Origin of the sequence: Streptomyces achromogenes subsp. achromogenes, assembly GCF_000720835.1 — a bacterium.
Taxonomy (GTDB): domain Bacteria; phylum Actinomycetota; class Actinomycetes; order Streptomycetales; family Streptomycetaceae; genus Streptomyces; species Streptomyces achromogenes.
On the sequence record NZ_JODT01000029.1, the window covers coordinates 69975 to 82248 of the forward strand.

Annotated in this window: 11 protein-coding genes and 1 tRNA gene; 9 read left to right on the plus strand and 3 right to left on the minus strand. The window is 73.2% G+C overall.

Annotated features, from left to right (window positions below):
* Positions 1-11: 11 nt before the first annotated feature.
* From IH25_RS0127115 to IH25_RS0127125, 3 genes are all read left to right on the plus strand, one after another.
* Positions 12-626, plus strand: coding sequence for a GNAT family N-acetyltransferase (locus IH25_RS0127115; protein ID WP_030615950.1), 615 nt, complete (start codon positions 12-14; stop codon positions 624-626).
* 128 nt (positions 627-754) lie between these two features.
* Positions 755-1990: a divisome protein SepX/GlpR gene (gene sepX / locus IH25_RS0127120; protein ID WP_030615953.1), complete on the plus strand. Its 1236-nt coding sequence runs from the start codon at positions 755-757 to the stop codon at positions 1988-1990.
* Positions 1991-2072: 82 nt separating this feature from the next.
* A tRNA-Ala gene (locus IH25_RS0127125) sits at positions 2073-2146 on the plus strand.
* Positions 2147-2254: 108 nt separating this feature from the next.
* Here the strand turns inward: IH25_RS0127125 and IH25_RS0127130 are convergent.
* The gene (locus IH25_RS0127130; RefSeq protein WP_030615955.1) at positions 2255-2731 is read right to left on the minus strand and encodes a GNAT family N-acetyltransferase; all 477 of its coding nucleotides are present in this window, start codon (positions 2729-2731) and stop codon (positions 2255-2257) included.
* Between the two features lie 80 nt (positions 2732-2811).
* On the opposite strand from IH25_RS0127130, the gene IH25_RS0127135 reads away from it, so the two are divergent.
* Positions 2812-3615 (plus strand): exodeoxyribonuclease III, encoded by an 804-nt coding sequence (locus IH25_RS0127135; protein WP_030615957.1) that lies wholly within the window; start codon positions 2812-2814, stop codon positions 3613-3615.
* Here IH25_RS0127135 and IH25_RS0127140 read toward each other — a convergent pair.
* Positions 3612-4253, minus strand: a complete 642-nt coding sequence (locus tag IH25_RS0127140; protein WP_030615959.1) for a MerR family transcriptional regulator — start codon at positions 4251-4253, stop codon at positions 3612-3614. The two genes, IH25_RS0127135 and IH25_RS0127140, sit on opposite strands and share 4 nt — an antisense overlap.
* Positions 4254-4431: 178 nt before the next feature.
* On the opposite strand from IH25_RS0127140, the gene IH25_RS0127145 reads away from it, so the two are divergent.
* The 4 genes from IH25_RS0127145 (at position 4432) to IH25_RS0127160 (ending at position 8052) form a co-directional block, all read left to right on the plus strand.
* A complete protein-coding gene (locus tag IH25_RS0127145) occupies positions 4432-5940 on the plus strand; it encodes a flavin-containing monooxygenase (RefSeq protein ID WP_030615963.1) in 1509 nt (502 codons plus the stop codon).
* Positions 5937-6872, plus strand: coding sequence for an alpha/beta fold hydrolase (locus tag IH25_RS0127150; RefSeq protein ID WP_030615966.1), 936 nt, complete (start codon positions 5937-5939; stop codon positions 6870-6872). The genes IH25_RS0127145 and IH25_RS0127150 overlap by 4 nt, the downstream gene beginning before the upstream one ends.
* Positions 6869-7756, plus strand: a complete 888-nt coding sequence (locus IH25_RS0127155) for an SDR family oxidoreductase (RefSeq protein WP_030615969.1) — start codon at positions 6869-6871, stop codon at positions 7754-7756. The genes IH25_RS0127150 and IH25_RS0127155 overlap by 4 nt, the downstream gene beginning before the upstream one ends.
* An 89-nt stretch (positions 7757-7845) precedes the next feature.
* Entirely contained in the window at positions 7846-8052 is a 207-nt protein-coding gene (locus IH25_RS0127160) for a hypothetical protein (RefSeq protein ID WP_030615972.1), read from the plus strand.
* A 62-nt stretch (positions 8053-8114) separates the two neighbouring features.
* On the opposite strand, the gene IH25_RS0127165 is transcribed toward IH25_RS0127160, so the two are convergent.
* Complete coding sequence (locus IH25_RS0127165) at positions 8115-11402, minus strand: S41 family peptidase (RefSeq protein ID WP_030615975.1); 3288 nt, start codon at positions 11400-11402, stop codon at positions 8115-8117.
* A gap of 186 nt (positions 11403-11588) precedes the next feature.
* Here IH25_RS0127165 and IH25_RS0127170 point away from each other — a divergent pair, with 186 nt between their 5' ends.
* On the plus strand, positions 11589-12182 hold the full coding sequence (locus IH25_RS0127170) for a TetR/AcrR family transcriptional regulator (RefSeq protein ID WP_030615978.1): 594 nt from the start codon (positions 11589-11591) through the stop codon (positions 12180-12182).
* Positions 12183-12274: the final 92 nt, after the last annotated feature.

A 12274-nucleotide genomic window follows, 5' to 3' on the forward strand; every position in this document is an offset into this window, starting at 1 on the left:
CCTGGCCCGTCGTGCTGGCGGACGGCGAGGTCGTCCTCCGGCCGATAAAGCTGCGCGACCAGCGGGCCTGGCGCGAGGTGAACCGGCGCAACCGCGACTGGCTGCGCCCCTGGGAGGCGACCATCCCGCCGCCCGCGCCCAGCGGGCCGGTCGCGCACCGGCCGACCTACCGTCAGATGGTCCGGCACCTGCGCTCCGAGGCCGGCGCGGGCCGGATGCTGCCGTTCGTCATCGAGTACCAGGGGCGGCTGGCCGGGCAGTTGACGGTGGCCGGGATCACCTGGGGCTCGATGTGCTCGGGACACATCGGGTACTGGGTGGACGAGGCGGTGGCCGGACGCGGGGTGGTGCCGACGGCGGTCGCGCTCGCGGTGGACCACTGCTTCCGCACCGTCGGCCTGCACCGCATCGAGGTCTGCATCCGGCCCGAGAACCGGCCGAGCCGGCGCGTGGTGGAGAAACTGGGATTCCGTGAGGAGGGGCTGCGGCCGCGCTATCTGCACATCGACGGCGCCTGGCGCGACCATCTCGTCTTCGCGCTCACCGCGGAAGAGGTGCCCGACGGGCTGCTCACGCGGTGGCACCGGGCACGTTCTCAGCGGGCTCAGCGCACTGAAAGCCCATGAATTGAAAATACGTTCGATTATTGAAAATCGCATCGGTCGCAAAAAATGCTGGAAATATCAGCCAGATCGTGCGACACACCGGCCCAATTGGCGGATGGCCTCCCGCAAACCCCTCTACCGTGTGAGGCGTGAGCAGCAGCGGCCTCATCTACGCAGTCATTGTCGGGGCCTGGGCCGCCTACTTGGTGCCGATGTGGCTCCGTAGGCAGGACGAGCTGAACGAGGCCCGTCCGACGGAACGCTTCAGCACCGCCATCCGGCTGCTTTCCGGACGGGCGGGCATGGAGCGCCGGTACGCCCGGGACCTGCGGGCGCGCTCCGCCCAGGAGGGGGAGCCGGACGCCGTCGACCCGGACGCCGTCACCGACTCGGTGGACGTCCGGGCCTTCGCCGTGCCCCCGACCCGCCGTCAGGAGGGCCTGGGCGCCGAGCCTTTGGACGACGGACCGGAGGCGGCCGCGAGTGCCGGACCGGACCGCGACCAGCCTTCCGCACCGGCGCCCGACCCCGCCTCCGTGCCCGCCCCGCAGCGTGAACCGGTGGCACGGCGCGCGTCCTCGGCGCAGACGGCCGCCGCGCGCGCCCAGCGCTCGAAGGTGCTCGCGCGCCGCCGGCGCACCACGGTGATGCTCTTCCTCGCCTTCACCCTCGGCACGGTCATCGCCGCCGTCGGCGGGCTCGCCTTCCTGTGGGCCCCCGGCGTCCCGGCCGTACTGCTCAGCGCCTACATCGCCTATCTGCGGGCGCAGGAACGGCGCCGCTTCGCCTACCAGATGGACCGCCGCCGCGCCGAGGCCGCCGCCCAGCGCCTGCGCGAGCGCCGGCCGCGCACCCGCGCCTTTCTGGAGGAGGGGACGGACGCGGACGAGGCGGACGCGGGCCGGGACGCGGGCACGGACGACACGGAGCTGTCCGCGCTCGCCGCCGACCGGCGGGCGCTCGTGGAGCAGACCGACCACGCCGAGTGGGTCGACCAGCAGCGCGAGCGGCAGCGGCGGCCCGGGCACGGGGAGAGCTGGGACCCGGTGCCGGTGCCCCTGCCCACGTACGTCACCGCGCCCGTCGCCCCGCGCGCCACCTCCGATGTGGACCTCGGGGCGCCCGACACCTGGAGCTCGGCCCGGTCCAGCGCGGTCGCGCCCGAGCAGGAGGCGGGCCGCGCGCCGCGGGACGGCGGGGACGAGCGTGCGGAGCCGGCCGCGGCGGAGGGGCCGGCGGACGGCCGCGGGCAGGCCCGCCCGCAAGCGCGGACCCGCTCACGCGGCGCCGGCCCCGCCTCGGCCCGCCGGGCCCGGGAGCGCGGCCGTACGCCGCTGTTCGACCAGTTCGAGGACGGCGACCGGCCGCGCGCCGCCAACGAGTGACCTCGGTCACCCCCGCCCTGACCAGTCAGGGAGCGGATTTCCAAGCACCCGGATCGGGATGCTAGAGTTTCACTCGTTGCAAGGGCCTGTGGCGCAGTCCGGTAGCGCACCTCGTTCGCATCGAGGGGGCCAGGGGTTCAAATCCCCTCAGGTCCACTGCACGATGAGATCCCGTCGGTCATCACGACCGGCGGGATCTTCGTCGTTTCCGGGGCGCACAAGGTGCTCCCCCTCCCGTGAGGAGCACCCGGGCGGCCTCGTGGCTCACAGCGGCTTGGCGTAGCAGAGGCTCTCCTCGTAGTGGCGGTAGTAGCCGAACTTGGCGCAGGGCTCATAGCCGCTGGAGGCGTACAGGGCGATGGCCTCCGGCTGCTTGGTTCCCGTCTCCAGGACCATGCGGACCCGGCCGGCCGCGCGGGCGTCCTCCTCCAGGGCCGCGAGGATGCGGCGGGCCAGGCCCCGGCCGCGCATCTCCTCGATGACGAACATGCGCTTCAGTTCGGCGTCGCCGTCCTCGTTGCCCTCGTCGTTGTGGTCCTGGCTGCGCCAGCCGCCGGTCGCCACCGGGCGGTCCCGCTCGTCGTACGCGATCAGGAACACGCCCCGGGGCGGGTCGAAGTCCTCGGGCGCCAAGACCGTGGCGTCGCCCCCGTCGCCGTAGCGCAGGTGGTACTCGGCCTGGACCTCGTCGTTGAGCTTGACGGCGTCGGGGTGATCGAAACGAACGCGGCGTATATTCATGCTGGGCATCGTACTTCTATGCGGTCGGCGGGGGTCCCCGGGTTTTCGGACCCCGACCAGTGTGCCGGTATCGTGCCGGGGTGCTGACTGTGACCACCGTGAACGTGAACGGGCTGCGGGCCGCCGCCAAGAAGGGCTTCGTTCAGTGGCTCGCCGGGACGGACGCGGACGTCGTCTGCCTCCAGGAGGTGCGCGCCGAGCCGCACCAGCTGCCCGAGGAGGTCCGGCAGCCCGAGGGCTGGCACGTCGTGCACGCCCCGGCCGCCGCCAAGGGCCGTGCGGGCGTCTCCCTCTACACCCGGCGCGAGCCCGACCGGGTCCGGGTCGGCTTCGGCTCCGCCGAGTTCGACGGCAGCGGCCGGTACGTGGAGGCCGAGCTGCCCGGCGTCACCGTCGCCTCCCTCTACCTGCCCTCCGGCGAGGTCGGCACCGAACGGCAGGACGAGAAGGTCCGCTTCATGGCCGAGTTCCTCGCGCACCTCAAGGAGCTGCGCGAGCGCGCCGCCGCCGACGGGCGCGAGGTGCTGGTCTGCGGCGACTGGAACATCGCCCACCGTGAGGCCGACCTGAAGAACTGGCGCGGCAACACCAAGAACTCCGGCTACCTGCCCGAGGAACGCGACTGGCTCGGCCGGGTGTTCGCCGCCGGGGAGGGCGGGTACGTCGACGTGGTGCGCGCGCTGCACCCGGACGCCGAAGGGCCGTACAGCTGGTGGTCGTACCGCGGCCGGGCCTTCGACAACGACTCCGGCTGGCGCATCGACTACCACGTGGCCACCCCCGGGCTCGCCGGGCGGGCGGTCAAGGGGTTCGTGGAGCGGGCCGCCACCCACGCCGAACGCTGGTCGGACCACGCGCCGGTGACCGTCGTCTACGACCACTAGGGGACTTGCGGGGCGCCTCGGTCCCGCTTGTTCAGCCGGCGGTCCAGGGCCAGGGAGAGTTCCGCCTCCACCACGCTGCGGGCCAGCGGGCGCAGCCGCCGCAGGTCGTCCTCGGGGGCGTGGCGCGTGATCACGTCGGCGAACAGGTCGGCCAGCGCCTCGGCGTGCTCGCGGACCCGGGCGGCGGCGGCCAGCACCTCGGCGAGCGGGATGCCCTCGCGCACCAGCGCCGAGGAGACGTCCAGCAGCCGCCGGCTGATGTGCACGATCTCGTCGCCGTCGGTGCCGAGGTAGCCCAATTCCATCGCGGCGGCCAGGTTCTCGGGCGTGACCTCGCCCTCGAAGCGGGCGGCGAGTTCCTCGGGGGTGAGGCGGACCGGCTCCTCCTCGGTGGGCGGTCCCACACCCAGCAGGTCGGCGACATCGCGGCCCTGGTCCAGGGCCTCGGCGAGTTCCGCTATGCCGCTGAGGGTGTGGCCGCGCTCCAGTAGGGCCGCGATGGTGCGCAGCCGGGCCAGGTGATGGTCGTCGTACCAGGCGATACGGCCCTCGCGGCGGGGTGGCGCGAGCAGCCCCCGCTCGCGGTAGAAGCGCAGGGTGCGCACGGTGATGCCGGCCAGCCGGGCCAGTTCCTCCATGCGGTACTCGCGCGGGCCTTCCCTGTGCTCTGCGTCCTCTGCCACGCCCGCAGCCTAAGGTGTACCCCCGGTAACTTTCCCTTCCGCGCCCCCTACCGCTCGGTACGGAGCTGCTTTACAGTCCCATTGCGCCAGTGTTCACTGGCACAGTTCCTAGGTGATGCGTGGAGGCTTCGGGATGGCCGAGCACGAGCATGTACGGGTGGCGGTGATCGGGTCCGGGTTCGGCGGGCTGGGGGCCGCCGTGCGGCTGCGCCGGGAGGGGATCACCGACTTCGTGGTCCTGGAACGGGCCGGCAGCGTCGGCGGCACCTGGCGGGACAACAGCTACCCCGGGTGCGCCTGTGACGTGCCGTCGCACCTGTACTCCTTCTCCTTCGCGCCCAACCCCGACTGGCCGCGCACCTTCTCCGGGCAGCGGCACATCCGCGCCTACCTGGAGCACGTCACGGACCTGTTCGGGCTGCGCCCGCACATCCGGTTCGACTCCGAGGTCAAGCTGATGACCTGGGACGAGGACAACCTGTGGTGGACCATCGAGACCACCCGCGGCACCCTGCGCGCCGACGTCGTCGTCTCCGCCACCGGACCGCTGTCCGACCCGAAGGTCCCCGAGATCCCGGGTCTGGACTCCTTCCCGGGCAAGGTGTTCCACTCCGCCCGCTGGGACCACGACTACGACCTGCGCGGCAAGCGGGTCGCCATGGTCGGCACCGGCGCCTCGGCGATCCAGATCGTGCCCGCCATCCAGCCGCAGGCGGGCCGGCTCACCCTCTTCCAGCGCACCCCGCCGTGGGTGATGCCCCGCATGGACCGCGCCATCAGCGGGGCCGAACGCTGGCTGCACCGGCGGCTGCCCGTCACCGCGCAGGCCCGGCGCGGGCTGCTGTGGGGCATCCGGGAGCTCCAGGTGCAGGCGTTCACCAAGCGCCCGGACGAACTCGGGCTCGTCGAACAGCTCGCCAAGCGGAACATGGCCCGCGCCATCAAGGACCCCGCCCTGCGGGCCAAGCTCACCCCGGACTACCGCATCGGCTGCAAGCGGATCCTGCTGTCCAGCGAGTACTACCCGGCGCTCGCCCGGCCCAACGTGGACGTCGTCGCCAGTGGGCTCGCCGAGATCCGCGGCTCCACGCTCGTGGCGGCCGACGGCACCGAGGCCGAGGTCGACGCGATCGTCTTCGGCACCGGTTTCCACGTCACCGACATGCCCATCGCCGAGCGGGTGGCCCGCGCGGACGGGACCACGCTCGCCGAGACCTGGAAGAACGGCATGCGGGCGCTGCGCGGCGCCTCGGCGGCCGGCTTCCCGAACTTCATGACGGTCATCGGGCCCAACACCGGCCTGGGCAACTCCTCCATGATCCTGATGATCGAGTCCCAGCTGAACTACCTGGCCGATTACCTGCGCCAGCTCGACGTCCTCGGGGGCCGGACCGCCCTGGACGCCCGGCCCGCCGCCGTGGACGCCTGGAACGAGCGGGTGCAGGAGCGGATGAAGCGGACCGTGTGGAACACCGGCGGCTGCACCAGCTGGTACCTGGACCCGAGCGGCCGCAACACCACCATCTGGCCGGGCACGACCACCGAGTTCCGGCGCGCGACCCGGCGGGTGGACCTCGCGGAGTACGAGGTGATCCGCAAACCCGCGCCGGTGGCCTCACGCAAGAGCGAGGCCCTCGCGTGAGCCGCCGCACCCCGGCCGCCCCCGGCCCGTACACCCCGCCCGTCCCCGCCCGCACCCTGACCGCCGTCTCCGCCGACGGCGCCCGGCTGCACGTCGAGGTGCACGGCCCCGAGGACGCGCCCGCCGTCGTGCTCGCCCACGGCTGGACCTGCTCGACGGCGTTCTGGGCGGCGCAGATACGGGACCTGGCCGCCGCTCACCGGGTGATCGTCTACGACCAGCGGGGGCACGGGCGCAGCCCCGCGAACCCCGTGTGCACCACCGAAGCGCTGGCGGACGACCTGGAAGCGGTGCTCGCGGCGACCCTCGCGCCCGGGGAGCAGGCGGTGATCGCCGGCCACTCCATGGGCGGCATGACGGTCATGGCCGCCGCCGGGCGCCCCGGCTTCGAGGAGCACGCCGCCGCCGTCCTGCTGTGCAGCACGGGCAGTTCGCGGCTGGTCGCCGAGTCGCGCGTGGTGCCGCTGCGCGCCGGGCGCGTGCGCACCTGGCTCACCGGACGCGTCCTCGGCTCGCGCGCCCCGCTCGGACCGGTCACGTCGGTGGCGATGAGCGTCCTCAAGTACGCCACCATGGGCGCCGGTTGTGCCCCGGACCGGGTCGAGGCGTGCGCGCGGATCGTGCACGCCTGTCCGCGCGCGGTGCGCCACGCGTGGTCGAAGGTGCTGGCCACGCTCGATCTCGACCAGGGCGTACGGCGGTTGACCGTGCCCACCGCGGTGCTGTGCGGCACCTCGGACCGGCTCACGCCCCCGGTGCACGCCCGCGCGCTGGCCGCCGCGCTGCCGCACTGCCTCGGCGTCACCGAGCTGACCGGCGTCGGCCACATGACCCCCGTCGAGGCGCCGGAGACGGTGACCGGCCGCATCCGCGCACTCGTCGGCACGTATGTCACGGGGGCCGCCCCCGTACGGATCAAGGAGGGCGCATGAGCAGGGTGAGCCTCGAAGGACAGGTCGCGGTCGTCACGGGGGCCGCGCGCGGCGTCGGTGAGCTGCTGGCGCGCAAACTGTCCGCGCGCGGGGCGAGGGTGGCGCTGGTCGGGCTGGAGGAGGAGGCGCTCAAGGAGGTCTCCGGGCGGCTGCACCACGACGACAGCGCCTACTGGTACGCCGACGTCACCGACCACGAGACCATGAGCCGGGTCGCGCGGGAGGTGAAGGAGCGCTTCGGCAAGGTCGACATCGTGGTCGCCAACGCCGGTGTGGCGACCGGCGGTCCGTTCGCGGACTCCGATCCGGTGGCCTGGCGGCGGGTGATCGAGGTGAACCTGATCGGTTCGGCGGTGACCGCGCGCGCCTTCCTGCCGGTGCTGACCGAGAGCCGGGGCTATCTGCTGCAGATCGCCTCGCTGGCCGCGCTCACCCCCGCGCCGATGATGACGGCGTACTGCGCGTCCAAGGCGGGCGTGGAGGCGTACGCGCACAGCCTGCGCGCCGAGGTCGGCTACCAGGGCGTGCGGGTCGGTGTGGCCTACCTGTCGTGGACCGACACCGACATGGTGCGCGGCGCCGACCAGGACGACGTGATGCGCGAGCTGCGGCAGCGGCTGCCCTGGCCGTCGAACAAGACCTACCCGCTGGGTCCGGCGGTGGACCGGATCGTCGCCGGGATCGAGCGGCGCTCGGCGCACGTCTACGGGCAGTGGTGGCTGCGCGGCATGCAGGGGGTGCGCGGATATCTGCCGGCGCTCATCGGAACGGTCGGGCAGCGGGAGATGAAGCGGTTCGCGCCCCGGCTGCGGGGAATGTCCTCCGGGCTCGTCGGCGCAGGTGGGGCGGCCGACGAGGCGGCGCGCGCCACGCACCGTAACTGATCGACATGCACAGGGTGTTGGCCCGTGTGAATCTGGTCGAGGCCCCACTGAGGGGCCGAACCCCCCACCCACCACGGGAGTGAACCCACATGGGTATGAAGGACCAGATGCAGGACAAGTCCCGCCAGGCCAAGGAGAAGGCCCAGGAGAAGGCGGGACAGGCCCGTCAGAAGGCCGGTCAGCAGGGCCGTCAGGGCCGGCCGGGCCAGCCGCAGCGCGGCACCCAGAACCACCGTGACATCGAGGACACGCCGCAGCAGGTGCAGGACCGGTTCGACCAGGACTACGACGCCTAGGTCCGGCCCGAAGACGCGGGGTGCCCTCCGTGGCGGAGGGCGCCCCGCGCCTGTGCCGACCGCTACCCGGCCGGCCGCGGGGGCAGCTTCGGGCGGGTCCGGTCGGGTACGCCGCTGTAGTCCGGGGGCTTTGCCGCCGGATGGCTCTCCAGCAGCTGAAGGGCCAGCCGGACGGCCTCGCCCAGCACCGGGTAGCGGCCCTCGGCCCAGTCCACGGGGGTGCGCAGCACCTCGACGTCGGGGTCGACGCCGCGGTTCTCCACGGACCAGCCGTAGGCGTCGAACCAGGCCGCGTTCATCGGGACGGTGATGACGGTGCCGTCGCCCAGGCGGTGCCGCCCGGTCATGCCGACGACTCCGCCCCAGGTCCGCTGGCCGACCACCGGTCCGAGGTCCAGCAGCTTGAAGGCGGCCGTGATCATGTCGCCGTCCGAGGAGGTGGCCTCGTCGGCCAGGGCCACCACCGGCCCGCGCGGGGCGTTGGAGGCGTACGACACCGGTTGCGCGTCCCGGGTCAGGTCCCAGCCCAGGATCGTCCGGGTCAGCTTCTCCACCACGAGTTCGCTGATGTGGCCGCCCGCGTTGCCGCGCACGTCCACGATCAGCGCCGGCCGGGACATCTCCATGCGCAGGTCGCGGTTGAACTGGGCCCAGCCGGAGCCGCCCATGTCGGGGATGTGCAGATAGCCGCACCGGCCGTCGCTCAACCGCCGTACCACCTCGCGGCGTTTGGCCACCCAGTCCTGGTAGCGCAGCGGCCGTTCGTCGACGAGCGGGACGACGGCGACCCGCCGGGGCCCGCCGGGCTCGCCGTCCGGCGGGGTGAACGTCAGCTCCACGGTCGTGCCGCCGGAACCGGCGAGCAGCGGGTAGGGGCCGCGCACCGGGTCGACCGGGCGGCCGTCGACGTGGGTGAGGACGGCGCCCTCGCGGATGCCCGTGCCGGCCAGCGGGGAGCGGGCCCGGGAGTCGGAGGAGTCGCCGGCCAGGATGCGCCGCACCAGCCAGCGGTCGCCGTGCCGGACGAAGTTGGCGCCGAGCAGGCCCTGCCAGCGCTGGTAGTGGGCCGGGCCCTCGTTGCGGCGGGCGGCGGTGACATAGGCGTGGGAGGTGCCGAGTTCGCCCAGGACCTCGCGCAGCAGATCCGCGAACTCGTCGGGGGAGGCGACGCGTTCGACCAGGGGGCGGTACTGGTCGAGGACCGCGTCCCAGTCGATGCCGCACATGCCCGGGTCCCAGAAGTAGGCGCGGATCAGCCGGCCCGCCTCCTCGTACGCCTGGCGCCACTCGGCGGGCGGGTCCACCTCGTGCAGGATGCGGCGCGCGTCGATCCACACGGTCGTGTCGCCGTCGCCCACCTCGGTCGCCGGCACCGCCCGCAGGTCGCCCTCGTCGACCACGACCAGCCGGGTGCCGTCGCCGCTGACCGTGAACCAGTCGAGGTGGTCGACCAGTTCGGACTTCTTGGCCTTGGTGAGGTTGAAGTGCTCCAGGGTCGGGCGTCCGCTGACGTCGGCCGGGTTGACGAAGGTCTCGCCGAGCGCGCCGGAGATCGGCCAGCGCAGCCAGACCAGGCCGCCGCCCGCGACCGGGGCCAGCCCGGAGTACTTGGAGGCGATCACCGGGAACGGGGTGACCCGCATCGCCAGCCCCTCCACCTCGACCGTGACCGTGCCGGCCTCGCCGGTCTCCTCGTCCTCCAGCGGGTCCAGCCCGCCGGCGGCCGGCCGGCCCTCCGGGTTGAGCGCGAAGGGGGAGGGGGTCGCCGAGGACAGCGGGACGAGGTAGGGGCGGCAGCCGAGCGGGAAGGACAGGTCGCCGGTGTGCACGTCGTAGACCGGGTCGAAGCCGCGCCAGGACAGGAAGGCGAGATAGCGGCCGTCGCGGGTGAAGACCGGGTTCTCGTCCTCGAAGCGGCCGTTGGTCACGTCCACGGTCAGCCGGTCCTTGATGCGGGCCAGCTTGATCTGCCTCAGCGTGCGGCCGATGCCGGGGTGCGACCAGGTGAGCCAGGCGCCGTCCGGGGAGAAGGCGAGGTCGCGGACGGGCCCGTTGTCGGAGCGGATCAGCTCGGTGACCGCGCCCGTGTCCTGCGGGGCCGCGTCTTCGGTGCCGTCCGGGCCGGTGTCTTCGGTGTCCCGCGGTACGTCGATGAGCAGCAGCCGTCCGTCGTGGGAGGCGACCGCCAGCCGTTCGCCCAGCGGGTCGGAGGCCAGTTCCAGGACGCGGCCGAGGGCGCCGGAGGCCAGCCGGCGGGGGGCGCGGTCGCCGCTGGCGCGGGGCAGCCGGGCGATCTCGACGGCGTCCGCGCCCTCGGCGTCGGTGACGTAGGCGACCTGCCCGGTGGAGCCGAGCATCTCCGGCAGCCGTACCCGCACGCCGGGCGTCTCGGCGAGGGTGCGGGCCGGGCCGTCGCGGTGGGTGAGCCAGTACAGGCTGCCGCGGACCACGACCGCGCTGGCCCGGCCGGTCTCGTCCACGGAGAGGCCGTCGACGTGCTGCGCGGCCGGCACCTGGTAGGGGCGGCGGCCGGTGCGCGGGCCGGCCGGCCGGACGTCGAGCCGGCGCGGTACGGCGCCGGGGGAGAGGTCGTCCACCAGCCACAGGTCGCCCGCGCACTGGTACACCACCCGGCTGCCGTCGCTCGCGGCGTGCCGGGCGTAGAAGGCGTCGTGGTCGGTGTGGCGGCGCAGGCCGGTGCCGTCGGGGGCGCAGGAGTAGAGGTTGCCGACGCCCTCGTGGTCGGAGAGGAAGGCGATCCGGCCGGCGACGAACATGGGGCAGGCCAGATGCCCGTCGAGATCCGCCAGCAGCCGCTGTCCGTGCAGCCACAGGCGGCCCGTGGCGCCGCCGCGGTAGCGCTTCCAGGAGGCCGGTTCGTGCGGCGGGGTGCCGGTGAGCAGCAGGGTCCGGCGCTCGCCGCCGAGGCCGGTGACCTGGATGTCGGAGACCGGTCCCCAGGGCAGCCGGCCGCCCGGGTCGCCGTCGGGCGGCACCTTGTAGGCCCAGGTGAAGTGGGAGAAGGGCTGGCCGTGGGAGGCGACGGCCAGGATCTCGCCGTCCGGGGTCCAGCCGCACACCTGCGTGTCGACGCTGCCCCAGTACGTCAGCCGGCGCGCGGGCCCGCCGCCGTCCACGTCGACGAGGTGGATCTCGGGGACGAGGCTGCGCCAGGAGGTGTAGGCGATGTGGCGGCCGTCGGGGGAGAAGCGCGGATGGCCGGCCTTGGTGCGGTCCGCGGTGAGCCGCCAGGCGCGCTCCGGGGCGCCGAGGCGGGTCAGCCAGAGGTCGTCCTCGGCCACGAAGCACAGCAGGTCGCCGCTGAGGTGGGGAAGGCGCAGATAGCTCACCCTCCCCATGCTTTTCCGGGCACCGGGCACCGGCAACTCGGGCCCCGGACGCCCGCGCCGCGAGGTCTCCTTATGGGCCCTTCACCTTCGTGACCCAGCACACGTACGAAACGGTTTCGTTTCGTAGAGGCGCCGGGGTATCTTCGGTGATACGAAGGCGGAAGATCCGGAGCGGAGGTGAGTGGCATGACCGAAGGCGTCGCGACGACGCGCCGCAGCCGGATCACGCCCGAGCGCGAGGCCGAGCTGTACGGCGCCGTGCTCGACCTGCTCCGGGAGGTCGGCTACGACGCCCTCACCATGGACGCCGTCGCCGCCCGCACCCGCTCCAGCAAGGCCACGCTCTACCGCCAGTGGGGCGGCAAGGCCGAACTGGTGGCGAAAGCCGTCCGGCACGGCAAGCCGGGCCGCGTCACCGGGGTCGACACCGGGTCGCTCAAGGGCGACCTGCACGCCCTCGTCCTGCACGCCGACGACTGCGAGATGGAGCAGAACTCCGCGCTGATGCGGGGCCTGGCCATGGCGGTGCACGGCAACCCGGACCTGCTCCAGGCCTTCCGGGAACACCTGATCGAGCCGGAGCTGGCCGAACTGCGCCGGATGCTCCAGCGCGCGGTCGAGCGGGGCGAGGTCCGTGCGGACAACCCCGCGATCGGGTTCGTGCTCCACATGATGATCGGCGCGTTCGCCGCCCGCACCCTGATCGACGAACAGCCGCCGACGCAGGACTTCCTCCTCTCGTACATCGACGCCGTGGTCCTCCCCGCCCTCGGCGTCTGAAACCGACGAACACCCCACTTCCCCAGCAAGCCCACCACTGACGTCACCGCTCACGTCGTTGGGCTGATCACCCCTGCCCAGCTGAACCACGA

Coding starts and splice junctions, on each gene's coding strand:
- IH25_RS0127170 (WP_030615978.1), top strand. CDS start 11,589: ATGACCGAAGGCGTCGCGACGACGCGCCGCAGCCGGATCACGCCCGAG.
- IH25_RS0127140 (WP_030615959.1), bottom strand. CDS start 4,253: ATGGAGGAACTGGCCCGGCTGGCCGGCATCACCGTGCGCACCCTGCGC.
- IH25_RS0127145 (WP_030615963.1), top strand. CDS start 4,432: ATGGCCGAGCACGAGCATGTACGGGTGGCGGTGATCGGGTCCGGGTTC.
- IH25_RS0127130 (WP_030615955.1), bottom strand. CDS start 2,731: ATGAATATACGCCGCGTTCGTTTCGATCACCCCGACGCCGTCAAGCTC.
- IH25_RS0127160 (WP_030615972.1), top strand. CDS start 7,846: ATGGGTATGAAGGACCAGATGCAGGACAAGTCCCGCCAGGCCAAGGAG.
- IH25_RS0127155 (WP_030615969.1), top strand. CDS start 6,869: ATGAGCAGGGTGAGCCTCGAAGGACAGGTCGCGGTCGTCACGGGGGCC.